This window comes from Bradyrhizobium sp. NP1 (genome assembly GCF_030378205.1).
Classification (GTDB): Bacteria; Pseudomonadota; Alphaproteobacteria; order Rhizobiales; family Xanthobacteraceae; genus Bradyrhizobium.
The window spans coordinates 7251691-7275781 of the sequence record NZ_CP127385.1 but is presented as its reverse complement, the minus strand read 5'-3'; the positions used below and the strand labels follow the sequence as shown (position 1 = coordinate 7275781).

22 protein-coding genes and 1 pseudogene are annotated in these 24091 nt (G+C 63.2%); 15 read left to right on the top strand and 8 right to left on the bottom strand.

From position 1 onward, the window contains the following. Positions 1-17: 17 nt before the first annotated feature. The 3 genes from QOU61_RS35075 to QOU61_RS35065 are packed head-to-tail and all read right to left on the bottom strand — an operon-like array spanning position 18 to position 2141. The gene (locus QOU61_RS35075; RefSeq protein ID WP_289655742.1) at positions 18-851 is read right to left on the bottom strand and encodes an ABC transporter permease; all 834 of its coding nucleotides are present in this window, start codon (positions 849-851) and stop codon (positions 18-20) included. After that, complete coding sequence (locus QOU61_RS35070) at positions 848-1699, bottom strand: ABC transporter ATP-binding protein (RefSeq protein WP_289655741.1); 852 nt, start codon at positions 1697-1699, stop codon at positions 848-850. The genes QOU61_RS35075 and QOU61_RS35070 overlap by 4 nt, the downstream gene beginning before the upstream one ends. Positions 1700-1742: 43 nt before the next feature. Beyond that, positions 1743-2141: a RidA family protein gene (locus QOU61_RS35065; RefSeq protein WP_289655740.1), complete on the bottom strand. Its 399-nt coding sequence runs from the start codon at positions 2139-2141 to the stop codon at positions 1743-1745. Positions 2142-2343: 202 nt separating this feature from the next. Between QOU61_RS35065 and QOU61_RS35060 the strand changes: the two genes are divergently transcribed. The 14 genes from QOU61_RS35060 (at position 2344) to QOU61_RS34995 (ending at position 16426) form a co-directional block, all read left to right on the top strand. Beyond that, positions 2344-3081: a FadR/GntR family transcriptional regulator gene (locus QOU61_RS35060; protein ID WP_289655739.1), complete on the top strand. Its 738-nt coding sequence runs from the start codon at positions 2344-2346 to the stop codon at positions 3079-3081. A 32-nt stretch (positions 3082-3113) separates the two neighbouring features. Further along, positions 3114-4082: a fumarylacetoacetate hydrolase family protein gene (locus QOU61_RS35055; RefSeq protein WP_289655738.1), complete on the top strand. Its 969-nt coding sequence runs from the start codon at positions 3114-3116 to the stop codon at positions 4080-4082. Between the two features lie 290 nt (positions 4083-4372). Then, positions 4373-5431: an ABC transporter substrate-binding protein gene (locus QOU61_RS35050; RefSeq protein WP_289655737.1), complete on the top strand. Its 1059-nt coding sequence runs from the start codon at positions 4373-4375 to the stop codon at positions 5429-5431. Further along, on the top strand, positions 5428-6237 hold the full coding sequence (locus QOU61_RS35045) for an ABC transporter ATP-binding protein (RefSeq protein ID WP_289655736.1): 810 nt from the start codon (positions 5428-5430) through the stop codon (positions 6235-6237). The genes QOU61_RS35050 and QOU61_RS35045 overlap by 4 nt, the downstream gene beginning before the upstream one ends. Then, positions 6234-7028 (top strand): ABC transporter permease, encoded by a 795-nt coding sequence (locus tag QOU61_RS35040; RefSeq protein ID WP_289655735.1) that lies wholly within the window; start codon positions 6234-6236, stop codon positions 7026-7028. Before QOU61_RS35045 ends, QOU61_RS35040 begins: the two co-directional genes overlap by 4 nt. 26 nt (positions 7029-7054) lie before the next feature. Next, complete coding sequence (locus QOU61_RS35035) at positions 7055-7840, top strand: enoyl-CoA hydratase/isomerase family protein (RefSeq protein ID WP_289655734.1); 786 nt, start codon at positions 7055-7057, stop codon at positions 7838-7840. Next, positions 7840-9933 (top strand): acetate--CoA ligase family protein, encoded by a 2094-nt coding sequence (locus QOU61_RS35030; RefSeq protein ID WP_289655733.1) that lies wholly within the window; start codon positions 7840-7842, stop codon positions 9931-9933. The genes QOU61_RS35035 and QOU61_RS35030 overlap by 1 nt, the downstream gene beginning before the upstream one ends. Before the next feature lies 1 nt (position 9934). Further along, positions 9935-10606 carry a GntR family transcriptional regulator gene (locus QOU61_RS35025; RefSeq protein ID WP_289655732.1) on the top strand — a complete coding sequence of 224 codons (672 nt, stop codon included), beginning with the start codon at positions 9935-9937 and terminating at the stop codon, positions 10604-10606. A 342-nt stretch (positions 10607-10948) separates the two neighbouring features. Next, positions 10949-11647 carry a GntR family transcriptional regulator gene (locus tag QOU61_RS35020; RefSeq protein WP_289655731.1) on the top strand — a complete coding sequence of 233 codons (699 nt, stop codon included), beginning with the start codon at positions 10949-10951 and terminating at the stop codon, positions 11645-11647. 48 nt (positions 11648-11695) lie between these two features. Next, entirely contained in the window at positions 11696-12547 is an 852-nt protein-coding gene (locus QOU61_RS35015; protein WP_289655730.1) for an ABC transporter ATP-binding protein, read from the top strand. Then, complete coding sequence (locus QOU61_RS35010) at positions 12544-13377, top strand: ABC transporter permease (protein ID WP_289655729.1); 834 nt, start codon at positions 12544-12546, stop codon at positions 13375-13377. The genes QOU61_RS35015 and QOU61_RS35010 overlap by 4 nt, the downstream gene beginning before the upstream one ends. Before the next feature lie 34 nt (positions 13378-13411). Further along, entirely contained in the window at positions 13412-14467 is a 1056-nt protein-coding gene (locus tag QOU61_RS35005; RefSeq protein WP_289655728.1) for an ABC transporter substrate-binding protein, read from the top strand. Between the two features lie 47 nt (positions 14468-14514). Next, a complete protein-coding gene (locus QOU61_RS35000; RefSeq protein WP_289655727.1) occupies positions 14515-15885 on the top strand; it encodes an LLM class flavin-dependent oxidoreductase in 1371 nt (456 codons plus the stop codon). Positions 15886-15889: 4 nt separating this feature from the next. Continuing rightward, complete coding sequence (locus tag QOU61_RS34995; RefSeq protein WP_289655726.1) at positions 15890-16426, top strand: flavin reductase family protein; 537 nt, start codon at positions 15890-15892, stop codon at positions 16424-16426. 127 nt (positions 16427-16553) lie between these two features. Here QOU61_RS34995 and QOU61_RS37310 read toward each other — a convergent pair whose 3' ends face one another. The 5 genes and pseudogenes from QOU61_RS37310 to QOU61_RS34970 form a co-directional block, all read right to left on the bottom strand. Next, complete coding sequence (locus QOU61_RS37310; protein WP_354142494.1) at positions 16554-17012, bottom strand: DUF1648 domain-containing protein; 459 nt, start codon at positions 17010-17012, stop codon at positions 16554-16556. Next, the gene (locus tag QOU61_RS34985; RefSeq protein WP_289655725.1) at positions 17000-17782 is read right to left on the bottom strand and encodes an acetoacetate decarboxylase; all 783 of its coding nucleotides are present in this window, start codon (positions 17780-17782) and stop codon (positions 17000-17002) included. The genes QOU61_RS37310 and QOU61_RS34985 overlap by 13 nt, the downstream gene beginning before the upstream one ends. A 12-nt stretch (positions 17783-17794) precedes the next feature. Continuing rightward, positions 17795-18955 (bottom strand): annotated as a pseudogene (locus QOU61_RS34980) (patatin-like phospholipase family protein). 97 nt (positions 18956-19052) lie between these two features. Next, positions 19053-22142 carry an efflux RND transporter permease subunit gene (locus QOU61_RS34975; RefSeq protein WP_289655724.1) on the bottom strand — a complete coding sequence of 1030 codons (3090 nt, stop codon included), beginning with the start codon at positions 22140-22142 and terminating at the stop codon, positions 19053-19055. Then, positions 22139-23221 (bottom strand): efflux RND transporter periplasmic adaptor subunit, encoded by a 1083-nt coding sequence (locus QOU61_RS34970; RefSeq protein ID WP_289655723.1) that lies wholly within the window; start codon positions 23219-23221, stop codon positions 22139-22141. The genes QOU61_RS34975 and QOU61_RS34970 overlap by 4 nt, the downstream gene beginning before the upstream one ends. Before the next feature lie 159 nt (positions 23222-23380). On the opposite strand from QOU61_RS34970, the gene QOU61_RS34965 reads away from it, so the two are divergent. Continuing rightward, the gene (locus tag QOU61_RS34965) at positions 23381-24061 is read left to right on the top strand and encodes a TetR/AcrR family transcriptional regulator (RefSeq protein WP_289655722.1); all 681 of its coding nucleotides are present in this window, start codon (positions 23381-23383) and stop codon (positions 24059-24061) included. Positions 24062-24091: the final 30 nt, after the last annotated feature.

Here is a 24091-nt window from a genome sequence, read left to right as displayed (position 1 = left end):
GATGTGTTTTGTTTTGACTACTGGTTCTGGCCGGTGCCGTAGCGAGAGGCCGGTTGCCAGCGCAGCAGCCGCCGTTCGGCGATCGCCAGCAGCGAGTTCATCGCGACCACGATCAGCATCATCACGATCAGGCCCGCCATCGTGCCGGTCGTGTTGTACAGGCTGGTCTCCATCTGGATCTTCCAGCCAAGCCCGGCTGACGAGGCGACGAATTCACCGATGATGGCGCCGATCAAGGCGTAGGGAATCGACAGCTTGATGCCGAGGAAGATGTGCGGCAGCGCCGCGGGCAGGATGACCTTTGCAAAAAGGTCCTTCTCGCTCGCGCCCATCACCCAGGCGAGGTCCGTGAAGCGCCGCTCCACGCTCTTGATGCCGGCATAGGTGTTGTAGAAGATCACGAAGAATACCAGCGTGAAGACGAGGATGATTTTCGGCAGCATGTCGATGCCGAACCACACGACGAACAGCGGAGCCAGCGCGACGCGCGGGATTCCGTTGATCGCGATCAGGAAGGGGTCGAGCACATCGGCCATGAACTGCGTCCGGCTGAGCGCGACGCCGGCGGCAAGGCCGAGCACGGTGCCCATCGCGAATCCCGCCAGCATCGCGCCGAAGGTGAACGACATCTGGTAGAAGAAATCGCCCGCCGTCACCCAGGTCCAGATATAGGCGGCGATCGCCGACGGCTTCGATATCCAGAATGCGGAGAACAGGCGGCCCGAGGTGAATTCCCAGATGCCGAAGATGGCGGCTACCAGCACCAGCCGTATCAGCGTCACGTGGGAGCGATAGGAGAGCAGCGGGCGCGCGCCGGTCCCGGCGCCAGTATCGATCGTTTCTGATGTCATCGCGATCCTCCGGCCTGAACCTGAATTTCCTCGGCGAGTTCGTCGCCGATCCGCGACAGAAGGCTGCGGTAGGTCGCGTTCTCGTGCAGATGGCGGAGGTCGCGGGGCCTCGGAATATCGATCGTGTGGATCGACTTCACCCGGCCGGGCCGCGCCGTCAGCACCGCTACCCGGTCGCCGAGCGCGATCGCCTCGTGCAGATCGTGGGTGATGAAGATGATGGTCTTGCGTTCCTCGGCCCACAGATCGAGCAGCAGGTTCTGCAGGAGAAGCCGCGTCTGGGCATCCAGCGGACCGAACGGCTCGTCCATCACAAGGATCCGCGGCGAGAAGCTCAGCGCGCGAACGATGTTGCCGCGCTGGCGCATGCCGCCCGACAGTTCGTAAGGGTATCGATCGGCGAAGTCTGCAAGCCGTACCTTCTCGAGGTAGCGGCGGCTGATGTCGCCGCGCTCGCAAGGGGCGATGCCCCTGAGCTCGAGCGGAAACTCGACGTTCTCGCGCAGCGTCCGCCACGGATAGAGATTGTCGTTCTGCATCACGTAACCGACGGCCTTGCGGTCGACGGCGTTGCGGCCATCGAGAACGATTTCGCCGCTGGTCGGCAGCTCGAGACCGACCAGCACGTTCAGCAGCGTTGATTTGCCGCATCCGCTGGGCCCGACAAGGGTGAGGAATTCACCCTCCCGCACGTCGATCGATACGCCGTCGAGCGCGGTCACCGGGCCGCGCTCGCTCTTGTATTTCTTCACGACGTTCCTGAACTGCAGGACCATCCGGCGCTCGGATTGATCGGAAACGATGACGGATCGAACGGGTGACGAAGGTCTGGCGAGCGGTCCGATCATCTGGTTTCCTCGATCGTTTTTGATGCGTTGTTGGGCTCTTGAGTTACGACTGCAGGGCGACGGCCTCGATCTCGATGTCGAATTCCCAGGGCCACGCACCGACGGTGCAGAAGGTGCGCGCCGGCGGATTGTCCCGAAAATATTCGGCGTAGATGGCATTGATGTCTTTGAAATAGGCGCAGTTGACCGCGTAGATCGTCACCTTCAGGACCTTGTCGAGTGAGGAGCCGGCGACTTCGAGCGCGGCCTTGACGTTTTCGAGGCACTGCCGGGTCTGCACCAGAATATCGCCGCGTACGAGCTCGCCGGTCACGTGATTGACCGGCGGCAGGCCTGAAACGAAAACGAAGCCGTTGCCGCTGGTCACGGCTGACAAGGGGATCTTTCGCTCGCCGGCGATCGCGCCCGAGAGTTTTCCAACGACGTAGGTCTTCTTTTCCATGGGGCGCCTGCCTTTCCTCTTTGAGACCAATTGAGAACCAATCGGCTTATATTGCTCTTTATTGGTATCTATAAGGTTGGCTTAGTCAAGCGAATTGGTGTATGGAAGGACCTCGTAGCGAAAAAGCCCGCGCGAATTGGTTCTCATTTGGTTTGAGAAACGTCGCAATCGGTGCGCCGATGCCGTCCGAGGGAGAGCAGGGATGGGAGATCTGTCTGATGGAAATCTGCGCGATCGCGCGCAGCTCGCCATGCGTGAGATCCGCCGCTACATCGAAGGCGGCATCAGCAAGCAGACCTTCAGGCCCGGCGACAAGCTGCCGACCGAGCGCATGATCGCGACGCAATTCAAGACTGGCCGCAACACGGTGCGTCGCACTCTCGAGGTGCTCGAGCAGGAAGGGACCATCATTCGCGAGATCGGGCGGGGCACCTTCGTCAAGGACGTGCTGACGCCCGACGCTGCGATCAAGGCGGCAGTGCCCGGGATCGCCAGTCTCGATCTGGCGCGGAGCGCGAGCCCGCGTGATCTGATGGAGTTCCGCCTGTCGATGGAGCCGTTCATTGCGGAACTGTCCGTCGAGCGGGCCAACAGCGCCGATATCGCGCAGATGCAGAAGGCGCTCGATCAGTCGCGCGTTGCGAAAAGCCTGCAGCAGTTCGAGGACTGCGACGATCTGCTTCACCATACGATCGCAATCTCCACCCGCAATCCGTTGTTTGCCGCCTTCGCCGCCGTGGTGACCAGGATCCGCAATCAGGGAGACTGGGGCGCGCTCAAGAAGCGGACGCTGACCGACAAGATGCGCGAGGTGCATACCGCCGAGCATGTGCGGATCGTCGAGGCAATCCGGCGGCGAAATGCGCCCGCCGCGCACGCCGCGATGAAGGCGCATCTGCAGAATGTCCGCGCCATGATGTTCAAAGAAGAACGTCCGTAACAGCAGATCCTTGAGGAGGCGTCACAGCCATCATGCATTTCGTCAGTTATTTGCTGAATGGGACGGAGCGCCTCGGGCTGCTCCGCGACAACAGGGTCATCGATGCCGTGGAATGCGCCCGCCGTCGGAACATCGATCCGCGGATGGTCGCGAGCCTCGTCAGTTTGATCGAGGCCGAGGCGGCCGGGCATCTTGACCCCGCATCGTTGTTCGCCGATCCGCCGTCCGCGGCGATTCACGACGCATCGGGGGTGGTGCTCCGCGCGCCGCTTCGCCCTTCGACGATCCTGTGCGCAGGCAGCAACTACGCAGCGCATAATTCGGAGAAGGCCAATACGCCCCTGTCCGGAAAGGAGCCCGAGTTCTTCGTCAAGACGGCAGACTGCGTGATTGGCCCGGACGAGGGAATTATTCTCGACCAGAAGCTGACAAAGAAGCTCGATTGCGAGACCGAGCTTGCCGTCGTGATTGGGAAGCCCGGCCGGCACATTCCGGTCGAAGCCGCGCTCGACCACGTGTTCGGCTACACCATCGTCAACGACGTCACGGCGCGCGATCGCCAGGTTCGCTCGGCCGCGAACGGCATGGTCTGGTATGAACTTGGTCGCGGCAAGGCCTTCGATACCAGCGCGCCGCTCGGGCCCGTGGTCGTGACGGCCGACGAGATCGGCGATCCTCAGGCGCTACGAATTTCCACGCGCATCAACGGCGAGCTGCGCCAGAACAGTTCGACATCGGACATGATCTGGTCGTGCGCGGATCTCATCCATTTCTTCTCGACAAACTTCACGTTGAAGCCGGGCATGGTCATCATCACCGGCTCGCCGGCGGGAACGGCCTGGTCGACCGACAAGGAACTCGGCGGCACCTGGACGCCGGCGCCCGGCGTGGTGGCGGCCTCGCGCTATTGCCTGCCCGGCGACTTGATCGAGTGCGAGGTCGAGAAGATCGGCGTGTTGCGAAATCCGGTGCGCTCGTCAGCCGGGATTGCTTCGCTCTGAGGTCCGGCAGCTCCGGGGCGGTGCGGCCCTGCGCCGCACCGGTCGAATGATTTCGACGAGCGGATGCGGGCGCGAGGAGCGCCTGCTTCTGCCGGTCAAGCGATTAGCAACAAAGCGGAAAATCAAGCTGCCGCCGAAGCGGAGGTCTCGCGGCGTCGAGCGCTTGTGCGTGGGAAAAATATCCCTTGGGACGCACTGCACAATCAAATTTAGAAAAAATCGGTTGTAAGCCTGCGAATTTTGCCCGTAGTCTTCTCTAGATAACTAGTTAACTAGATGAGGGGTGGACAATGTCGGCAAAGGCGAAGGCTCTTTTCTTTGCGCTTTTGGTGTTGGCCAGCAGCGAGGCCTCTGCGCAGACCCGGATCAAATACCTGCTCACCTCGCCCTCGCCGAATGTCGCGGAAGCCGCGCATTCCTCGGTGCCGGAGCGGATGGGCTACTGGAAGCAGGGCGGCCTCGACGTCGAGGTCACGCCGTTCAGCGGCTCGACCGGCGCGACCCAGCTCGTCATCGCCGGCAGCGCCCAGTTCACCATGGCAAGTCCCGAAGCGCTGCTGGTCGCGCGCCAGGAAGGGGCGCCGATCAAGGGCGTCTACAACCATGTTCGCGAGCCGATCTATACGATCGCCGTTGTCGACGACAGCCCGGTCAAGAAGCTCGACGATCTCAAGGGCAAGACCATCGGCGTCCTCAGCCTTTCCAGCGGCGCCACCGCGGTCGCCAAGGCGATGCTGCGCTCGATCGGCCTCGATCCGGAAAAGGACGCCCGCTGGCTGCCGATCGGTCTCGGTCCGCAGGCGGCAAATGCGCTCAAGGCCAACCAGGTCGATGCGATCGCGATGTGGGACTGGGCCTACGCCATCCTGGAAAATTCCGGCTTCCGCTTCCGCCATTTCGAGACGCCGCAGACCGCCTCGCTGCTCAGCCTGATGCTGATCACCAACGATGATTTCCTGAAGACGCATCGCGAGGACGAGATCAAGTTCGCGCAAGGCATCGCCAAGGGCGCGGTGTTTGCGCTCGCCAATCCTGAAGCCGCGGTGCGCATCCACTGGGAAAAATATCCGGCCTCCAAGCCGACCAACATCTCGGAGGAGCAGGCGCTGAAGGAAGCCGTGCATGTGCTGCAGGCGCGGCTTTCCAAATACAAGGTCGAGGGCCGCGCCGACCCGCGGCTCGGCGCCTTCACCCGCAAGGAATGGGAATCCACGCAAGGCTTCTTCTATGACGTCGGCATGATCAACAAGAAGCCGGACGTTTCCGAGTATTTCACCAACGACCTGGTCGACGAGATCAACAAGTTCGACAAGGCCGCGGTCATCAAGCAGGCGGAAACCTATCGATGACGGGATCTGCCGGGCCTCTGATCGAGATTTCCGAGGTCACCAAGCAGTTCCGCTCGCGCTCCGGCACTGTGCTCGATGCGCTGGCGCCCACTTCGCTGGCCGTCGAGCGCAAGCAGTTCGTCTGCATCGTCGGGCCCTCGGGGTGCGGCAAGAGCACGCTTTTGCGCATGATCGCCGGGCTGCAAACCGCTTCCTCCGGCACCATCCGGATCGGCGGCGTTCCGGTGCGGGGCGCGCGACGCGATATCGGGCTCGTGTTCCAGAGCCCGGTGATGCTGCCGTGGCGCTCGATCCTCAAGAACGTGCTGGTGCCCGCCGAGGTGCTCGGCATGGACCGCGCGTCGTCCCGCAGCCGCGCCGAGCAGCTCCTGGCACTGGTCGGCCTCGAAGGCTTTGCCGACCGCTATCCGGACGAGCTGTCGGGCGGCATGCGGCAGCGCGCGGCGATCGCCCGCGCGCTGATGCATGATCCGGAGATCCTGCTGATGGACGAGCCGTTCGGCGCGCTGGATGCGCTGACGCGGGAGGCGATGAATCTCGAGCTGCTGCGGATCTGGCAGGCAAGCCGAAAGACCGTGGTGCTCGTCACCCACTCGATCGAGGAAGCGCTGCTGCTGTCCGACCGCGTTGCCGTGTTCAGCCCGAGGCCGGGCTTCATCCGCGACCTTGTCGACGTGCCGATCCCCCGACCGCGCTCGGCGGCGACGCGATCGATGCCGCTGTTCGTCCAGCTCGCCGAAAAGCTGCGCGGCTATTTCGAGGCGAAGCCGCCGGCAGGCACCGAGCCCGAGAAGGTGGCGTCATGAGCCTTCGCGTTTATTCGCTGGTCTCGCGCTACGGCGCTCCCATCGCCGGCGGCGTCCTGATCCTGCTCGCCTGGGAATTCCTGCCGGCGCTGTTCAACGTCTCGAAACTGCTGCTGCCGCCCCCGTCCTCCGTGCTCCGCTCGATCTGGCTGGTGTACGACCGCGGCCTCCTGGTCGGCAATTTCCTCATCACGCTGGCGGAGGCGCTCGCCGGCTTCGCGCTCGGCTCGGTCTGCGGCATCTTCTTCGCCTTCCTGGTGACGCGCTCGCTTCTGATCGAGCGCATGCTGCTGCCCTATCTGATCGGCCTGCAGGCGCTGCCGAAGGTGGCGCTGGCGCCGCTGATCGTGGTGTGGATCGGCATCGGCATCGAGTCCAAGATCGTGATCGCCGCCGTCATCTCGTTCTTTCCGGTGCTGATCAACGCGATCGTCGGCTTTTCGACCGTCGAGCCGGAGAAGATCGACCTGATGCGCTCGCTGGTCGCCTCGCCCTGGCAGGCGTTCCGCATCGTGGTCTTTCCGAACTCGCTGCCGTTCATCTTCGCCGGGCTCAACGTCGCGGTGGTGCTCAGCATCACCGGCGCGCTGGTCGGCGAATTCATTGGCGCGGATCGCGGGCTCGGCAACCTCCTGCTGCAGCTCAACTACAACATGGATATCTCCGGCATGTTCGCGGTGCTGACCATCCTCGCGCTGCTCGGCATCCTGCTCTATGCGCTGGTGCGCTTCCTCCACAGCCGCATCGTGTTCTGGGCCAAGCCTGACAGTTTTCGTTCCGACAACAACTGACCCTTCAAGAACAAGGAAATGGAACCATGAAGGAAACGCTCGTCCGCCTCGAGAAAAACGGCGCCATTGCCATCCTCACGCTCGACAACCCGCCGGTCAACGCGGCGTCCACGACGCTGATGAACACGCTCCATGCCCGCTTCGACGAGATCGAGAAGGACAGCAACATCCGCTGCGTCATCCTTGCCGGCGCCGGCGAAAAGGCGTTCTGCGCCGGCGGCGACCTGCGCGAGGAGAAGGACTTTGGCAGCCCCGAAGCCTCCAAGGCGTTTCGCGCCCTCGGCCGCAGGACGCTCGACCGCATCGAGGCTTTCCCGGTGCCGATCGTCGCCGCGATCCACGGCTATTGCATCGGTGGCGGCACGGCGATCGGCTGGGCCTGCGATATCCGCATCGCGGCCGACAACACCACCTTCCGCGCCGGCGACGCCTATATCGGCATGGTTCCGAGCTGGGGCATGGGCCTGACCCGCCTGCCGCGCTATGTCGGACGTTGCCGCGCGCTCGACATCCTCCTGCTCGGCGAGAATTTCGATGCCGAGACCGCGCGCGAATTCGGTCTCGTGACGCGCGTGGTCAAGCGCGCCGACCTGGAGAAGGAAGCGCTGGCGGTGGCCGAGCGCATTGCCTCGGCCTCGCCGACAGCGATCCGTGCCACGCGCGACGCCATCCGCTTCAACTCCCGCGAAACGTGGGCGGACATGGTCGCGTTCGAGGCCGACATCTGCGAGCAGGTGTTCGCCCATCCCGACGCGCATGAGGGCCCGAAGGCGTTTTCGGAGAAGCGCAAGCCGAACTTCAAGGGGCTGTGATGGGCATCCAGAGCCTGCTCAGCCCCCGCTCGATCGCGATCGTCGGCGCGTCCGAGAAGGTCGGGCCCGGCTACAACGCCTTCAAGGCGCTGGAATTCGTGGGCTTCGATGGCCCCATCCATCTGGTCAATCCGAAATCGCCCGAATTGTTCGGGCGGCGGACATTCGCCTCGCTCGATGACATTGCCGGTCCGGTCGATGCGGTCTTTGTCGCGGTGCAGGCCGATGCCGTGCTCGGTGTCGCCAGGGTCGCCGCGAAGAAGGGCGCGGGCGCGCTCGCGATCCTGTCCAGCGGCTTCGGCGAGACCGAGGATGGCGTTGCAGTCCAGCGCGAACTGGCGGCGATCTGCGAGACCGCCGGCATGGCGGTGTGCGGTCCGAACTGCCTCGGCCTGTTGAACTTCCAGGGCAAGTCGGCGCTGTTCGGCACTTCGCTGCCGGACAAGGTGGCGCGCGGCGGTATCGCAGCGATCGTGCAAAGCGGCTCGGTCGGCATCGCGCTGCTCAACTCGGCGCGGGGTTTGGGCCTGAGCCATCTCATCACGACTGGCAATGAGGCGGTGACGTCGGCCTCCGACTATATCGAGGCGATCATCGACGATCCCGCCGTCACCACCATCCTCGTCTTCGCCGAGCAGATCAAGAAGCCGGCCGCCTTCATGCAGGCACTGCGCCGGGCGCGTGCCGCGGGCAAGCCGGTCGTCGTCTTGAAGAGTGGCCGCTCGCAGTCGGGCAAGGCCGCCGTCATGGCCCATACCGGAGCGGTCGCCGGCAGCGATGAGGCCTGCGACGCGGCGCTGCTTGCATCCGGGGCAATCCAGGTTCATTCGCTCGACGATCTGATCGAAACCGCGCTGCTGGCGTCGAAGATCGGCCTGCGGCCGCGCGGCGCGCGGCTTGGCGGTCTTTCGCTGTCCGGCGGCGAGATCGCGCTGGTGCTCGATGCGGCCGAGGACATCGGCGTCGCGTTCGCGCCGCTCGATACAGCGAAGGACTCGGTGAAGAGGCTGCTGCCGCCGTTTGCGCATCTCTCCAATCCGCTCGACCTCACCTGGGCGGGCCTTTACGACCCTTCGGTCGCGCAAGGTTGCGCCGAGGCGATCGCGTCGCAAGGCGATGTCGGCATGCTGGTGCTGCTGCAGGATGCGCCAAGCGGATTGGGCGCGCAGCAGGCCGGGCGTTATTCGCGGCTGCTCGAGGCGGTCGGGCAGGGGGCGGCGGCTGCGGGCACGCCGCTGGTCGCGCTGTCGAACGTCTCCGACCAGCCGCACCTGCTGCTGCAGGAGACCGCCGACCGGCTGAACGTGCCTTATCTGCGCGGCACCCGCGTCGGCCTTGCGGCCATCGCGAACTATCTGAAATGGGCGGCGCCCGCGCCATCGCTCGGCGCGCAGCCGAATTCGGTGCGGCCACGCGCGAGGCTGAACCTGCCGGACGGACGGCTCGCCGCCGAGCACGAGGCGAGGCAGGCGCTCAAGGACTACGGCATCAGCGGCCCGCCCGAGCAGTTCGTGGCGACGGTGGAAGAGGCGGCGGCAGCCGCGGAGGCGCTGGGCTTTCCGGTGGTGCTGAAGGGCATCGTGGAAAACCTCATCCACAAGTCCGATGCCGGGCTCGTCAAGGTCGGCTTGAATTCGGCTGACGACGTGCGAAGAGAAGCGACGCAGATGACGCGGGCCGCCGACAGGCTGGACGGCCGCCTGCTTGGATTCCTGGTGCAGCGGAAAATGTCAGCGGTGTGCGAGATATTCGTCGGCTGCCGGGTCGATCCCGATTTTGGTCCGCTGGTCGCGGTCGGCGCCGGCGGCGTCCAGGTCGAGCTCTACAAGGACGTCGCGGTTCGCCTCGCCCCGCTCGATCCTGAGGGTGCGCGCCAGGCGATCGCCGCGACGCGGGTTGCGAAGCTGCTTGCGGGATTCCGCGGCGCGGCGCCTGCCGATGTCGATGCGGTGGCGCGCACCGTGAGCGCGGTCTCGCGCTTCATCGCGGATCATTCCGATCATATCTCGGAAGTCGAGATCAATCCGCTCGCGGTGATGGCCGGCAACCAGGGTTGCGTCGCGCTCGACTGCGTCCTGATTCCGAGGCAATGAGGTGACCTTGTTCGGTGAGGCGATGGAGATGATGGGCGAGACGCCGCTGGTGACCGCGAGCCGGGCTACCGCCGTCTATCGCGAGATCAAGCGGCGTATCACCGACCTGCAGTACAAGCCCGGCGACAAATTGTCGGAAGCGAAGCTTGCGGCGGAGCTTGGGCTCGGACGCTCGCCGGTGCGCACGGCGCTGTCGCGCCTGCAGTCCGAAGGCTGGATCGAGATCTCGCCGCAGAGCGGGACTTTCGTGCGCGGCCTCTCGGAGCAGGAGGTCGGGGAGATTCTGGAAACGCGGCTCGTGCTCGAAGCCTATCTCGCGGGGCTTGCGGCGACCCGGATCGAGGAGGCGGAGCTCGCAAAGCTCGGGCGCGCGTTTGACGAGTTCGGCGAATCGGTCTCGCACGACCGGCTCGACGAATATCTCGACCTCGACCTGCAATTCCATCTCGCGGTCTACAAGGCGGCCGGAAACCGGCTGATCGCCAACATCCTCGTCAACCTGATCGACAAGGTGCGCTGGATCCGCCGCGCGAGCAGCGGCTCGCCGATGCGCATCCAGGACGCGCTTGGCGAGATACGCGCGGTGTACCAGGCGCTGTGTGCCCGCGACCAGGCGGCCGCAAGTGCCGCGATGCGTCGGCACATCGCCAACACGATCGAATTCCGCCGCTAGCGCATGATCCGGAAAAGCGCATAGCGGTTTTCCCTCGCGACAAACGCGGACCGCGTTTGCGCGGAGATCATGCTCGATCAAGAACCTAAAGCGCGATGACGATCAACCTGATCGCGCTTTAGCGATCGAAAACCTGCAGGTCCGTCGTCCCTCCGGCAAAGGATGCGGGGGCGGCGTGACGCCTTGCCCGCGCCTCCCGCCGTCGGAGCCGGCAAACCCTTTTCCCGGGTTCCAGGACGCGATCCGTAAATTTTCCAAGAGCGGCTTGACAGGTCTGCGCCAATATCTATCCTGACAACTAGTAACTAAAAACTAGTTGACTAGTTAAGGGTTGGAAACGTCATGTTGGTCGATATCGACCAGGTCAGCGTCGCGTCGGCGACGTACCGCGAGCTCAAGCGGCGAATACTGAACCTGCAGTATCGGGTGGGTGAGCGGCTGTCGGAGACCCGACTGGCCGAGGACCTTGGCGTCGCGCGCTCCCCGATCCGTTCGGCGCTCGCCCGGCTGAAGTCGGAGGGCTGGATCGAGGTCTCACCGCAAAGCGGCACTTTCATCCGACCGATGACCTTGAAGGAAATCCGCGAGATCACCGATCTGCGGACGATGCTTGAAATGCGCCTGGCGCGCGATGCGGCCACGCGCATGTCCGACGAAACGCTGGCCGCATTGCGCGCGGAATTTGCGGTCTACGGCGCGCTGATCGCCGCCGGCGACGCCGAGGCCTTCATTGCGATCGACAATCGCTTGCATGCGGAAATCTACGACGCCGCGGACAATCGCCTGATCCGCCAGATCCTGCTCGATCTCCGCGACAAGGTGCAATGGATCCGGCGCGTGTGCGCGGTCTCGCTTGAGCGCGTGCAGGACGGCTTCGCCGAGCTCGAGCAGATCCTGGCGGCGCTGGAGCGCCGTGATGCGCGTGGCGCGGCACAGGCTATGCATGACCACGTCGAGCACGCCGCCGCCTTCTACCAGCTTCTCGAGGAAACGGCGTCGGGCGGCGTCAGAGCCAAGACGACAGGTTCCGGCGGCGCGTGACGCCTGGCTGATCGAAAATTGCGCGGCAAGCATCGGGAGAAACATCGAATGAACGCTACCGCCGCCAACGTGACCGTGCTGGGCCTGGATCCTTCCGCGCAGGTTCAAGCGCCCGTTGTTGTCGATCTGGCCGGTGTCACCAAGATCTACGAAACCGCCTCCGGCGATCACGTCCATGCCTTGAAGAACATCAACCTTGCCCTCGGCGCGGGCGAATTCGTGTCCGTCGTCGGCGCATCGGGATGTGGCAAGACAACCCTCCTGCGCATCATCGGCGGGCTGGAGGGCGAATATCAGGGCAAGCTCTCCCTGCATGGCCGCGCCGCAGCGAGTTCGCGCCAGAATGTCGGCATCGTCTTTCAGGACGCCAATCTGCTGCCCTGGCGCAACATCCTTCAGAACGTCCTGTTGCCGACGCAGGTGTTGCGGCTGGACAAGCGTGCCTCGATCGCCCGTGCGCGCGAATTGATCGAACTCGTCGGGCTGAAGGGATTCGAGGACAAATACCCCTTCGAGCTGTCCGGCGGCATGCGGCAGCGCGTTTCGATTGCGCGCGCGCTCGTTCATGATCCGGCCGTGCTCCTGATGGACGAGCCGTTTGGTGCGCTGGATGCGCTCACCCGCGAGACCATGAACGCCGAGGTCCTGAAAATCTGGGAGGCGACCGGGAAGACCGTCTTCATGATCACGCATTCGATCGCCGAGGCGGTCTTCATGAGCGACCGTGTGATCGTCATGTCGCCGCGACCCGGGCGCGTCATCGCCGAGCGGCGGATCAGCCTGCCGCGACCGCGAAGCCTCGACCTGCTCAGTGACGAAAAGTTCGGCAGTTACACGCGGGAGATACGGCATCTCCTCGACTCCAGCGGCACGTCCACCGATTCGAAGGTGTCCTCATGAGCATCGACGCTGCATCCGCGACCAGGATTGTCGAGCAAAGAAAGCGCCAGCGCCTGCGCTGGGCGAGCATTTCACGATCCGACTACGTGATTTCGCTGTCTGGGTTCGCTGTCCTGGTTTGCATATGGGAAGCTCTCATATGGGCTTTCGACGTGCCCAACTACATCCTGCCTGCGCCTTCCGCGATCGCGGTCTCGCTCGCGGCCGGCCTCTCTTCAGGGCTTTTTCTCTACAATTTCTACGTCACGGCACTCGAGACGATCGCGGGCTTCATGCTTGCGGCCGCGGTCGGGATCGGCGTCGGCGCGCTGGTCGCCCAGTTCTCGCTCGTCGAACGCGTCGTCTATCCCTGGCTCGTGGCCCTGCAGACGCTGCCCAAGATCGCGATTGCGCCGCTGATCATCATCTGGGCGGGATACGGGATCGGATCAAAGGTCATCATTGTCGCCCTGGTCGCGATATTCCCTGTGCTGGTCAACACCATCATGGGCCTGAAGTCCTGTGACCAGGGCAAGCTCGATCTCATGATCTCCCTCGGCGCCGGGCGTTGGGAGACCTTCCGCGTCGTGCGCTTCCCCAACGCCCTGCCGTTCATCTTTGCCGGACTGAACGTGGCGATCGTGCTCGCCATCCTCGGCGCAATCGTTGGCGAGTTCGTGGGCTCGAAATCCGGCCTCGGCAATTTGATCCTGGAGGCCAACTTCCAGTTCGATGTTGCCAGGATCTTTGCGGTGCTGGTGGTCCTGTCCGTGTTCGGCGTGCTGCTCAGTCAGCTCATGCGGATCGTTCAGGACCGCTTCCTGTTCTGGAACAAGGCGCTGTCACAGTAGGCGGTGGGTGAATTCAACTGGCGGAGAATCAAAGATGCATCGGGTCGGTCTCTCGGGATTGCTATTGGCGCTTTCGTTCGCCGCTGCGTGGCCTGCGCAGGCTCAGGAGAAGGTGACGTATGCGGTCGCCACGTCGAATATTTCGGTTGGCCATTCGGCGCAGTCGTCGATCCCGCTGGCGATGGGCTTCTGGAAGCAGGAAGGCCTCGATGTCGATGTCGTCGGGCTTTCGGGCGCGACCGCGGGTATCCAGCAGGTGGCGAGCGGCCAGGTGGATTTCGCGACCGTGGGAGGCGATGCGCTCCTGATCGCGCGAGCCAAGGGTATCAAGGTCAAGGCGGTCTATGTCTACGCCCGCCGCTCCATCTACCGCATCGTCGCTCCCGCCGATGGAGAGATCAAGACGCTGGCCGATTTCAAGGGCAAGTCGCTCGGAGCCCCCGACATGTCGGCCGGCTCCGTGCCCTATGGGCGCGCTGCCCTGGCATCGGCCGGCGTGGATCCGCAGAACGGCGTCAAATGGATTTCGGTGGGCATCGGCGGTCAGGCCGCCAACGCGATCCGCCAGAAGGTCGTCGACGGATGGGCAGCCTGGGACACCATCATCGCGTCCCTGGAGAACAATGGATTCAGTTTCCGCTACATCGACCCGCCGTGGATCGGCGAGATCCTGGGCAACGTGATTGTCGCCCGCGAGGAAACGATCGCGAAGCGTCCCGACCTCGTCATCAAGGTGGCGAGAGGGATAGCCAAATCGTCGGTGTTCGGTCTGGCAAATCCGGATGGCGCCTTGCGCAATCACTGGAAGATGTATCCCGAAACCAAGCCGTCGGTGGTCAATGACAAGACGTTCCAGGAGGCGCGTCACATCTTCGACTCGCGCTTCGACCTCACCACGCTGGAGCCGGGCGTCAAATGGGGAGAGAACGTGCCGGCGCAATGGAAGCGCATGGCCGACATCTCGATCGCGGAAGGATTGATACCGAAGTCGTTCGATATCGAGGCGACCTACACCAACGAGTTCATCCCGCAGATCAATGATTTCGATCAGAAGAAGATCGAAGAATCCGCGAAGGCGTCCGGCTGGTAGGAGTCGAGACGGCCCGGTCGAGCCAAACGAAGTATTCGGAGGAAGCGATGCCAACACGAAAAGACCAGATGAGGCTGGGCGCCTTCTTTCATCCCACCGGACACCACGTGGCAGCCTGGCTCGATCCGGGGTCGCAGATCGATGCCGGAACCAATTTCGCACATTATGCGCAGATGACGCAGGCCGCCGAGGCAGCCAAGTTCGATCTGGTGTTTCTCGCCGACGCCATCGCCACCCGAGACGGCAATCTGCAGGCGTTGCGGCGCTGGCCGCAATATATGGCGTATTTCGACCCGATCACGCTGCTGGCCGGCCTCGCGGCGGTAACGAAGCACATCGGCCTTGTCGCGACCGCAACAACCAGTTTCAACGAGCCCTACCATGTGGCGCGGCGGTTTGCCTCGCTCGATCACATCAGCGGCGGAAGGGCCGGCTGGAATGTCGTGACGTCCTCGAACCCATCCGAGGCTTTCAATTTCGGCAGAGACGCCCATTTCGGGCATACCGAACGATATGAACGTGCCGACGAGTTCGTGAAGGTGGCCAAGGGCCTGTGGGACAGCTGGGACGACGACGCCTTCCTGCGCGACCGCGCTTCGTCGCTCTACTTCGATCCGGAACGAATCCACTTCCTCAATCACAAGGGCAAGCATTTCGCCGTCCGCGGCCCCTTGAACGTGGCGCGGCCGCCGCAGGGCTATCCCGTGCTTTTCCAGGCCAGCGCGTCCGACACCGGAAAGGAACTGGCCGCGCAGATCGCCGAAGTGGTCTTCACGCCGCTGCATGATCTGGAACAGGCAAAGAAGTTCTACAGGCAGTTGAAGGATCACGCCGGGCAGTACGGCAGGTCGGACGAGGACGTCGTCATCATGCCCGGCCTGAACGTGGTGGTGGCGGAAAGCGAAAAGGATGCGGACGAAAAGATCAAATATCTGCAAAGCCTGATCCACCCCGACGTGGGCAAGGAACTGCTTTCGACCGCGCTGGGTGGCCTTGACCTCAGCCCGTACGACGTCGACGAGCCGTTGCCCGAGCATATCGTCGAGGCGGAGAGGCGGAAGAACAACTCCCGCGTCGCCTACATGTTTGATGGAAGGCCGACGCTGCGCCAGATGTACGAGACCTTCGGCACCGGGCGCGGACAGCGAACCATCAAGGGCACGCCGAGCTCGATCGTCGACCAGATGCAGAAGTGGTTCGAGAGCTTCGCCGTCGACGGATATCTGATCCAGCCGCCGATCCTGCCGGCGGACCTGGAGGAGTTCAACGCGCGCATCATCCCCGAACTGCAGAACCGCGGCTTGTTCCGCACCGAGTATGCCGGACGAACCTTGCGGGAGAACCTTGGCCTCAAGCGGCCTCCCAGCATGTACGCCGCTGAACCTGCAACATCGCGGCGCGCAGGCGTGAGGGTTTGACGTCATGGAGAGCGTTCCGCTGCATGATGCGGATCCGGCTGCCGAGCCGCTCCTGTTCCGCAAGTGCCTTGGCCAGTTCGCGACCGGTGTGACCGTGGTGACGGCGAAGGTCGGCGAGGAACTGGTCGGCCTGACCGTGAATTCGTTCAGTTCGGTATCGCTGACACCGCCGCTGATCCTGTGGTCGATTGCAGAAACCTCAAACAGCTATGCGAAGTTCTGCGTCGCAGACAGGTTCACGATCAACGTGCTGGCTGACGATCAGATCTGGCTTTCCAAGCACTTCGGCAGGTCAGGCCCGAACAAATTTGCTTCCCTGTCCTGGACGATGGGGCGCAACGGGACGCCGGTTCTGAACGGCGTCGCCGCCTTCTTCGAATGCAGCCGCGAGTCCGAGCTTCGCGGCGGCGACCATCTGATCCTGGTCGGGCGCGTGCAACGGGCGGTGCAGTTCGACCGAAATACGCTGCTGTTCGCGCAAGGCCGCTACCGGATCGCGAGCGATCATCCCGGCGAAAACATCGCGATGGCGGCCACCTAGGCGTGCACTCACAAAAGAGACGGATCAGGCGCGTTCGATGTCCGCTATGCCCTCACCGGCGGCGCGAAGGCGGACATCGCCGGAGGTCCGAGTCGGGCCAAAAGGCGACATGCGAGCGAAGAATAGTTCAGCTTCTTTGAACAGCTTTTCTGAACGTGAACACGTGAGATGCGGCGATGACGATGGAAGCAATTAGCAGCCCGGCTTCAACGCCGTGGACCTTTGTGGGGATGTAAGTTGACGCGATCCAAATAAACAAACGAACCACGAGAGCGACGCCTATCATTCCCCACAGCCCAATGGCTTTCGATGCGTACCACGTTGGCCTGCCATCGAAGCCCCACTGCATCGCTATTCGATCACTGCCGATGCGCGGGCCAAAATACAGGTTACACGCGGCCATAAAGGCGACGCTGGGCCAGAATACGAGATCAGCGTTCAGCACGGCATGCTCACCAGATCCCCAATCTTGCAACCTGAAAGTTAGAAAACAATTGGCGCCTTCGCGCTGAAAGGCGCGCGCCATCTCCTTGCCGATGCCACTCGCGGCGCCGGTGACGACCGCGACTTTGCCTAGGAGACGCATGCCAGTCTTTTTTCAGTCGCGCGCGTCGCAGCGGGGCGTAGGTAGTCGTGCACGGCCTTGCCGAGGCCGAGGGTCAAATCGGCGACGCAGTGGACGGCCGAGACGACCTCGAGCACAGGCAGGTCGGCGACAGGCGCCAGCGCGTGCGGGTTAAGCTGCAACGAGCCAGGCCCCGCCCAGGCGCCACGTACCTCGATGTTTTCCAGCCGGTATTCGACGAGCTCGCAGATGCGCGCGGTGCCGTCAACGTGCGGAATGACCTTGACCAGAAAATTCGGCTCACGCATTGCCAGCTTGATCTGCGAGGCATCCAACGTGCGATGCTTGTAACCCATCGTGCCCGTGGCTACGCGCACCGAGCCGTAGTCGAGCGTGCCGACCAAGGTGTCCTTCTCGATCTTGAGGCTCGGGCTCGCGAGCTTCTTGGGGAAGCCCCAGAGCTCGCGCCCGGCGGCGATCGGCGACTCGTCGTCAAGGAACATGCAGTGCGTGTAGCTCCCGCGGCGGCCGTTGAGCGACACCGGGATAACCTGACCGCTCTCAGTGTAATCGCCAAAGCCGGTGGAATCGGGCATGCGGATGAACTCGTACTTCACCAGCGGTGCGTCTAGCGCCAGCGGCTCGGGCACGATCGCACGTAGTCGCTCCGGATCGGTTCGATAGGTGATGATGAGGTATTCGCGGTTGACAAATCGGTACGGTCCCGGCGGAAAGGCTGGGTTTGTAAGCGGCATCGCAAAGGCGCGCTTAAGGATCTCTTCTTCGGTCATGGTGTGCTCCATTTATTCTCGGCCGTCGGCGTGCAGATCGAAGGTGAAAACGCCGTCGGGCGTCTTGGACCGGTTCAGCACCTCAGGGTGACGCAAAGTGCGTAGTGCATCGTGGTAGCCGGCGCGCCAATGCTCCTCCATGCTACGGCGTGAAAACTCGTAATCTTTCGACGGACCCTCATAGGTTTTGGCGCGATAGATGAGCTGGATGATGTTGTAGGCCTTGTGCTCGATCATCGGCTGCAGCACTTCCATTTCTGGGCTATTCCGTACGTGCTCAGGCATGTCGGCGCTCAGCTTGGCCGCCGCATGGCGCATCCTCTGCATGCGCTTGAAGCTGCTGGTGCTGGCGCGGGTTCGGCTCGAATAAACGATCTCCTTCTGCCGCGTCTCGACTTCGGTCATGTGGCGAGGGAAATCTCCGCGTGCGCTCCAGAGATCGACCTGGAAAGCCAGAGTGTCCTGCCGCGGCACGTTTTCGACGACCCATTCCAGCGGCGTGTTAGAGACGAGGCCGCCATCTCAATAATGCTCGCCCTCGATCTCAACGGCGGGAAAGCCAGGCGGCAGCGCGCCACTCGCCATGACGTGCTCGGGGCCGATCCGGTGTGTCTCGGTATCAAAGCAGACCAGATTGCCCGAACGCACATTGACAGCGCCAACCGTGAAACGCGCCGAGCCCGAATTGATCCGATCGAAATCGACTAGGCGCTCAAGGGTCGAGCGCAGCTTCGCCGTTTCATAGTAGCTGGTGGCGCCGGCGCCACCAGCCCGAACGAACCACGGTGCCATAAGACGCGGCGTGAAAAACTCAGGCACGCCCCCAACCAGCGACAGGGCAGCATTCGTCTGGTTCATCCAGCCGCGCAGGGTATCGCTGGTTCCTGACAGCGGCGCGAGCCAAGCGTCGAGGCCATGCGTCGCGACCGTGATTTGCTCCCAAAATGTTCTGAGCTGCTCGACGCGCCGTTCGGGGGCATTGCCGGCGATCAGCGCGCCGTTGATGGCACCGATCGAGATGCCGGCGACCCAATCCGGTTGCAGCTCGGCCTCGGCCAGCGCGGAATATACGCCGGCCTGGTAAGAGCCGAGTGCGCCGCCGCCCTGCAGCAGCAGCGCGATGCATTCGAAAGGGGGCCGCCGAGCCGGTACGCGGCGCCGCTTTGCAGCCATAGCTGCGATGGCGGCTGAGGAAAGCTGGTCCATGATGAATCTTCTCCTTTTGGTGACTATGTGGGCCGCAGCGTGCGCACCCATCGCTTCTCATTGGTCAGGCGTGGGCAAGCGCATGAACTCCGGTTGAAATTGTTAATTGCCGTTCCGAAATCGGCTTGATCCGGAACCATGCAACGTACAGCGCTGGAAGGAATACGAGGGTCAGCAGCGTCGCAACCACTAGGCCGCCGATCACGGCGTAGGCCATCGGGCCCCAGAACACGGTCGGCGCGATCGGGATCATGCCAAGGATGGCGGCGGCAGCGGTCAGCAGGATTGGGCGCAAGCGATGCTCCGTCGCGACGATCACCGCATCCCATCGCTGCCGCCCCTGGGCGATTTCCGTCTCGATTTGGTCGATCAGGATGACCGAATTGCGGATCACCATGCCGATGAGCGAGATGACCCCGAGGATGGCGACGAAACCCATTGGGGCGTCTGACAGCAGCAGCGCCGCGGCGACGCCGATGACGGCGAGGGGCCCCGTGGCGACCACGAGGAAGAGCCGCTGAAAGCTCTGCAGCTGCATCATTAGGAGCGTGATCATAAGCAACAGCATGAGCGGGAACACCGCGAACACGCTGGTCTGCGCCTTGGCGCTCTCCTCCACCGTGCCGCCTGGCACGACGTCGTAGCCCGGCGGGAGCTTCGCCCTGAATGCGGCAATCTCGGAGCCGAGCGACTTCACCACCGTCGCCGCCTCGACGCCCGGCGCGGTGTCGGCCTGCACGGTGATGGTCGGCAGACGCTGGCGTCGCCAGATCAGCGGCGGCTCGAGGCCGTACGAGAGCTTAGCCATCTGCTCGAGCGGCACGGCGCGGCCGCCGGGCGTCTCGATCATGAGGTTGCGCAAGGTCTCGAGCTTGGCGCGCTCCTCGGGGACGGCGCGCGCGACGATGTCGATCAGGTAGATCTCGTCGCGCACCTGGGTGACGGGCGTGCCCGACAGCACGGCATTGATGGTCTGACTCAACGCCTGCGAGCTGACGCCGAGCGCGCGGGCACGGTCCTGATCGACCTCGACACGAACCACCTTGGAAGGCTCGTTCCAGTCGAAGTTGATATTACGCGCGCTCGGCGTGCTGCCGAGCAGCGACGCCAAGCTCTGCGCGAACTCGCGGACCTTGTCTGGGTCGGGACCGCTGAGACGGAACTTGAGCGGCCACCCGACCGGGGGCCCGAGCTCGAGAGGGCTAATCCGCGACATCACTTGCTCGAACTCGGTCCGTTGCAATGCGGCGGCGATGCGCTTCTCTACAGCGGGGCGAACCTTGAACCCCTTGGTGACGATCACGCCTTGCGCAAAGAAATCGTTCGCAAGCTGCTGGTCGAGAGGCAGATAGAACCGGATGGCGCCGCTGCCGACATAAAACGACCAGTGCTCAATGTCCGGGTCGGTCTTCAGAATGCGCTCAAGGTCGTCGACCGTCTTGCGTGTTGCGCTAATCGAGGAACCTTGCGGCAGCGTCAGGTCCACGAGCAGTTCGGGGCGGTCCGAATTGGGAAAGAACTGCTGCGGCACGAACTGCATGCCGACGAGGCCGGCCGCGAACAGCGCGACGGTCGTGCCAATGACCCAGTATTTCATGCGCAGCACGCGATCGAGCATGCGGTGAAAGGCGCGCGCGAATCGCGACGGCTCGTGGCCATGGCCCTTCAGCTTGTCGGGAAGGATGAAGACCCCGGTGAGCGGGGTGAACAGCACGGCGACGAACCAGGAGGCCGTCAGCGCCGTCCCCACGACCGCGAACAGCGTGAAGCAATACTCGCCGGCGCTGCTGGCCGCGAAGCCAACCGGAACGAACCCGGCAATCGTGACGAGCGTGCCGGTCAGCATCGGGAAGGCGGTGGAGGTATAGGCGGATGTTGCAGCGGTGACTTTGTCGGCACCCTGCTCAAGCTTGGAGACCATGGTCTCCACCGCGATCATCGCGTCATCGACGAGAAGGCCGAGCCCGATGATGAGCGCACCGAGCGAGATGCGCTGGAGGCTGATGCCCGTCAGTTGCATGACCACGAAGGTGATGGCAAGAACCAGCGGAATGGCGATCGCGACGACGATGCCGGGGCGCCAGCCGAGCGCCAGGAAGCTGACCCCGAGCACGATGGCGACGGCCTCGATCAGCGTCTTGATGAATTCGCCGACCGCCTCTTGGACCACCTCGGGCTGATCGGCCACAAGATGGGCCTCGATGCCGGCCGGCAGGTCGGCTGTTGCCTTGGCAAGGCGCTCTTTCATACGCTCGCCGAAGGCCAGAACGTCGGCATTCTTGGTCATGGAGATGGCGAGCCCGATGGCGGGGGCGCCGTTGTAGCGGAACGTCGGCTGCTGCGGGTCAACGTAGTCGCGGCGCACGGTGGCGATGTCGCTCAGCCGGAAGAAACGCCCGTTGGCGCGGAAGTTGACCGCCTTCAGGCTCTCTTCCGAGGTGAACTGGCCGGAGACGCGGATCGCGATCTTCTCGACGTCGGCATCCACCGTGCCGCTCGGCTGGATGGCGTTCTGCGCCTGCAGGGTCTGCACCAGCTGGGAGACGTCGAGGCCCTTGGCGGCGAGCTGCTGGGTGGAGAACTCCAGGTAGATCTTTTCGTCTTGGGTGCCGAGCAGGTCGATCTTGGCGACGTCGGGCACGCCGAGCAGCTCGGCGCGCACGCGCTCGGCATAGTCGCGCAGCTCGCGCTTGCCGAAGCCATCGGCCGTCAGGGCGAAGATCAGCGAATAGGTGTCGCCGAACTCGTCATTGAAGAACGGCCCCTGGACCCCTTCGGGCAAGGTCTGCTTGATGTCGCCGACCTTCTTGCGCACCTGATACCAGAGATCCGGCACGTCGGACGCACGGGTGGAATCCTTCAGATTCACGAACACCACGGACTCGCCGGGCTTGGTGTAGCTCTTCAGATAATCAAGGTTTGGCAGCTCCTCGAGTTTCTTCTCGATACGGTCGGTGACCTGCTTGGCGGTCTCGAGCGTGGTGGCGCCGGGCCACAGCGTCTTCACCACCATGGTCTTGATGGTGAAAGGCGGATCCTCCTCGCGGCCGAGCTTGAAATACGCGATCAGGCCAGCCAGCGCGATGGCCAACATAAAGTAGACGACGAGACTCTTATGCTCGATCGCCCAGCGGGAGAGGTTGAAGGTCTTCATTGGCTGTCACTCCTGACCAAGTTTGCTTCGGCAAGCCGGACCTTTTGGCCGACTGTCAGAGTATTCACCCCTGCGGTAACGATGATGTCCCCTTTGGCCAGGCCGCTGGCGACGACGACGGTATTTGCCTCATAGCGCGCGACCGTGATGGGCCTCAGCGTGAGACTGCTCGATTGCTGATCGAGCACCCAGACAGCCGGCGAACCGTTCTTTTCAAAAATAGCGGAGAGGGGCAGCGCGACCGCGAGAGCGGCCTTTCCTTTCAAACGGCCGCCGATACTCATGCCGAAGCGGAGTTGCGGCGGCGGGTTGTTCAGCGTGACTTTGACCGCGTAGGTGCGCGTCACCGGGTCGGCCACAGGAGAAATCTCCCGCACCACTCCCTCAAGCGTCAGGTCTGGGTTGGACAGCGGCCAAACGACGACCTCGAGCTGCGTCTTGCTGATATCAGTGAAAGCTGTCTCGGCGATGTTGAAGACGCCGTCCTTGTCATCCGGTCGTGCCAGCTTCACTACCATCTGCCCGGCATTCACATTCTGGCCTGCTTCCGCACCGACGGCAGTAATCACGCCGTCGAAATCGGCTTTGAGCGTGGTGTAGTTGAGCTGATCGTGGGTGAGGTCGAGATTGGCCTTGGCAGCTTTGAGCCGCGCCTCGGCGGCCTGCAGATTCTGCAGCGCGGCGTCGTAGGTGGCCTTCGGGGTCCAGCCATCCTTCAAAAGCTTGGCTTGGCGCGCCTCCGTTCCCTGCGCATTGATGAGCGCCGCCTCGGCGGAACTGACGTCAGCTTCCGCTGAGCGCAGGCGGTTCTGATAGTCCTGGGTGTCGAGCATGGCCAGCGTGTCGCCTTGCTTGACCCAAGCTCCGACGTCCACGAGCCGGGAGAGCACCTTGCCGGCGACGCGGAACGACAGATCGCTCTCGTATCGCGGCTTGACTTCGCCGATCGCCTGGCGGTCTTCGTTGATACGTTTGGTATCGACGACGAGCGTGCGGACCAGCCGGAGTGCCGCCGGGGTGTCCCCTGGCTTGCAGCCGGCAAGCACCAGAAGGGCGAGAAGAAGGATGCAGGGCCGCATGTTTCGGACTCCAAGAATAACTGAATGTTGACGTTGCCAACTTTCATAGCAATAAAAGTTGGCGGTGTCTACATTGGCTGTGAAGATGGCTGGTCACAAAATGTTGACATCGCCAACTTGGAGGCCTAAATGGGAGGAAACTCAGAGGTTTGTCGAGCGATGCCGAGGCCCCAGTCCCACGAGCGCCCCTACCACCACGGCGACCTGCGCCGCGTAATCATCAAGGCCGCGCTGGAAATCCTGCGTGAAACCCAGAGTCTTGAGTTTTCGCTGCGTGAGCTCGCCCGCCGCGCCGGCGTCAGTCACAACGCCCCTTACAAGCACTTTGCCGACAAGCGTGAACTTTTGGAGGCCGTCTCGGCGGCAGGGTTCGAAATGCTAACGAAGCGCATGGCCAATGAAATCGCGAGCTTCCGCAGTCCTCGCGAGCAGCTGTTCGCGCTGTTGCGCGCCTACATTGATCATGGCGTTGAAAACCCGGCACTCTACAGCCTGATGTTCGGGGGCTACCTGACCGGTCCGAATCATGGGCGGCCCGCCATCGAATTGGCCGCCGCCGAGGAGACCAAGGCTCTGCTCGCCGGCGTTATTATTGCGGGGGGCGTCGGACGCGCTATCCCGCACACCTCGCGCAACGAACGAAAGATCGCCGGTGCGGTTCTGGCGTGCTGGTCCCTCGTGCATGGACTCACGCTGCTGCTCGCGGATGGGCTGGTCGGCCCGAATGAAAAATCTGGTGCGCTGGCTGACAGCCTGGTTCAGGGACTCCTCAACGGCTTAGCGGCGGAATTGCCAGTATTGCCCCCCGGTACCTGGGTCGGCCCTCAGATCCCGGATTGATAGTTTAATTTTACGACGCCAAGGTCCGCA

What these genes read in the sequence shown, in the direction of transcription:
- QOU61_RS35020 (WP_289655731.1), top strand. Translation starts at nt 10,949, where the DNA reads ATGTTGGTCGATATCGACCAGGTCAGCGTCGCGTCGGCGACGTACCGC.
- QOU61_RS35030 (WP_289655733.1), top strand. Translation starts at nt 7,840, where the DNA reads ATGGGCATCCAGAGCCTGCTCAGCCCCCGCTCGATCGCGATCGTCGGC.
- QOU61_RS35040 (WP_289655735.1), top strand. Translation starts at nt 6,234, where the DNA reads ATGAGCCTTCGCGTTTATTCGCTGGTCTCGCGCTACGGCGCTCCCATC.
- QOU61_RS35070 (WP_289655741.1), bottom strand. Translation starts at nt 1,699, where the DNA reads ATGATCGGACCGCTCGCCAGACCTTCGTCACCCGTTCGATCCGTCATC.
- QOU61_RS35050 (WP_289655737.1), top strand. Translation starts at nt 4,373, where the DNA reads ATGTCGGCAAAGGCGAAGGCTCTTTTCTTTGCGCTTTTGGTGTTGGCC.
- QOU61_RS35010 (WP_289655729.1), top strand. Translation starts at nt 12,544, where the DNA reads ATGAGCATCGACGCTGCATCCGCGACCAGGATTGTCGAGCAAAGAAAG.
- QOU61_RS35075 (WP_289655742.1), bottom strand. Translation starts at nt 851, where the DNA reads ATGACATCAGAAACGATCGATACTGGCGCCGGGACCGGCGCGCGCCCG.
- QOU61_RS34985 (WP_289655725.1), bottom strand. Translation starts at nt 17,782, where the DNA reads ATGACCGAAGAAGAGATCCTTAAGCGCGCCTTTGCGATGCCGCTTACA.
- QOU61_RS35060 (WP_289655739.1), top strand. Translation starts at nt 2,344, where the DNA reads ATGGGAGATCTGTCTGATGGAAATCTGCGCGATCGCGCGCAGCTCGCC.
- QOU61_RS34965 (WP_289655722.1), top strand. Translation starts at nt 23,381, where the DNA reads ATGCCGAGGCCCCAGTCCCACGAGCGCCCCTACCACCACGGCGACCTG.
- QOU61_RS34995 (WP_289655726.1), top strand. Translation starts at nt 15,890, where the DNA reads ATGGAGAGCGTTCCGCTGCATGATGCGGATCCGGCTGCCGAGCCGCTC.
- QOU61_RS35065 (WP_289655740.1), bottom strand. Translation starts at nt 2,141, where the DNA reads ATGGAAAAGAAGACCTACGTCGTTGGAAAACTCTCGGGCGCGATCGCC.
- QOU61_RS34975 (WP_289655724.1), bottom strand. Translation starts at nt 22,142, where the DNA reads ATGAAGACCTTCAACCTCTCCCGCTGGGCGATCGAGCATAAGAGTCTC.
- QOU61_RS35005 (WP_289655728.1), top strand. Translation starts at nt 13,412, where the DNA reads ATGCATCGGGTCGGTCTCTCGGGATTGCTATTGGCGCTTTCGTTCGCC.
- QOU61_RS37310 (WP_354142494.1), bottom strand. Translation starts at nt 17,012, where the DNA reads ATGCGTCTCCTAGGCAAAGTCGCGGTCGTCACCGGCGCCGCGAGTGGC.
- QOU61_RS35015 (WP_289655730.1), top strand. Translation starts at nt 11,696, where the DNA reads ATGAACGCTACCGCCGCCAACGTGACCGTGCTGGGCCTGGATCCTTCC.
- QOU61_RS35035 (WP_289655734.1), top strand. Translation starts at nt 7,055, where the DNA reads ATGAAGGAAACGCTCGTCCGCCTCGAGAAAAACGGCGCCATTGCCATC.
- QOU61_RS35055 (WP_289655738.1), top strand. Translation starts at nt 3,114, where the DNA reads ATGCATTTCGTCAGTTATTTGCTGAATGGGACGGAGCGCCTCGGGCTG.
- QOU61_RS34970 (WP_289655723.1), bottom strand. Translation starts at nt 23,221, where the DNA reads ATGCGGCCCTGCATCCTTCTTCTCGCCCTTCTGGTGCTTGCCGGCTGC.
- QOU61_RS35000 (WP_289655727.1), top strand. Translation starts at nt 14,515, where the DNA reads ATGCCAACACGAAAAGACCAGATGAGGCTGGGCGCCTTCTTTCATCCC.
- QOU61_RS35045 (WP_289655736.1), top strand. Translation starts at nt 5,428, where the DNA reads ATGACGGGATCTGCCGGGCCTCTGATCGAGATTTCCGAGGTCACCAAG.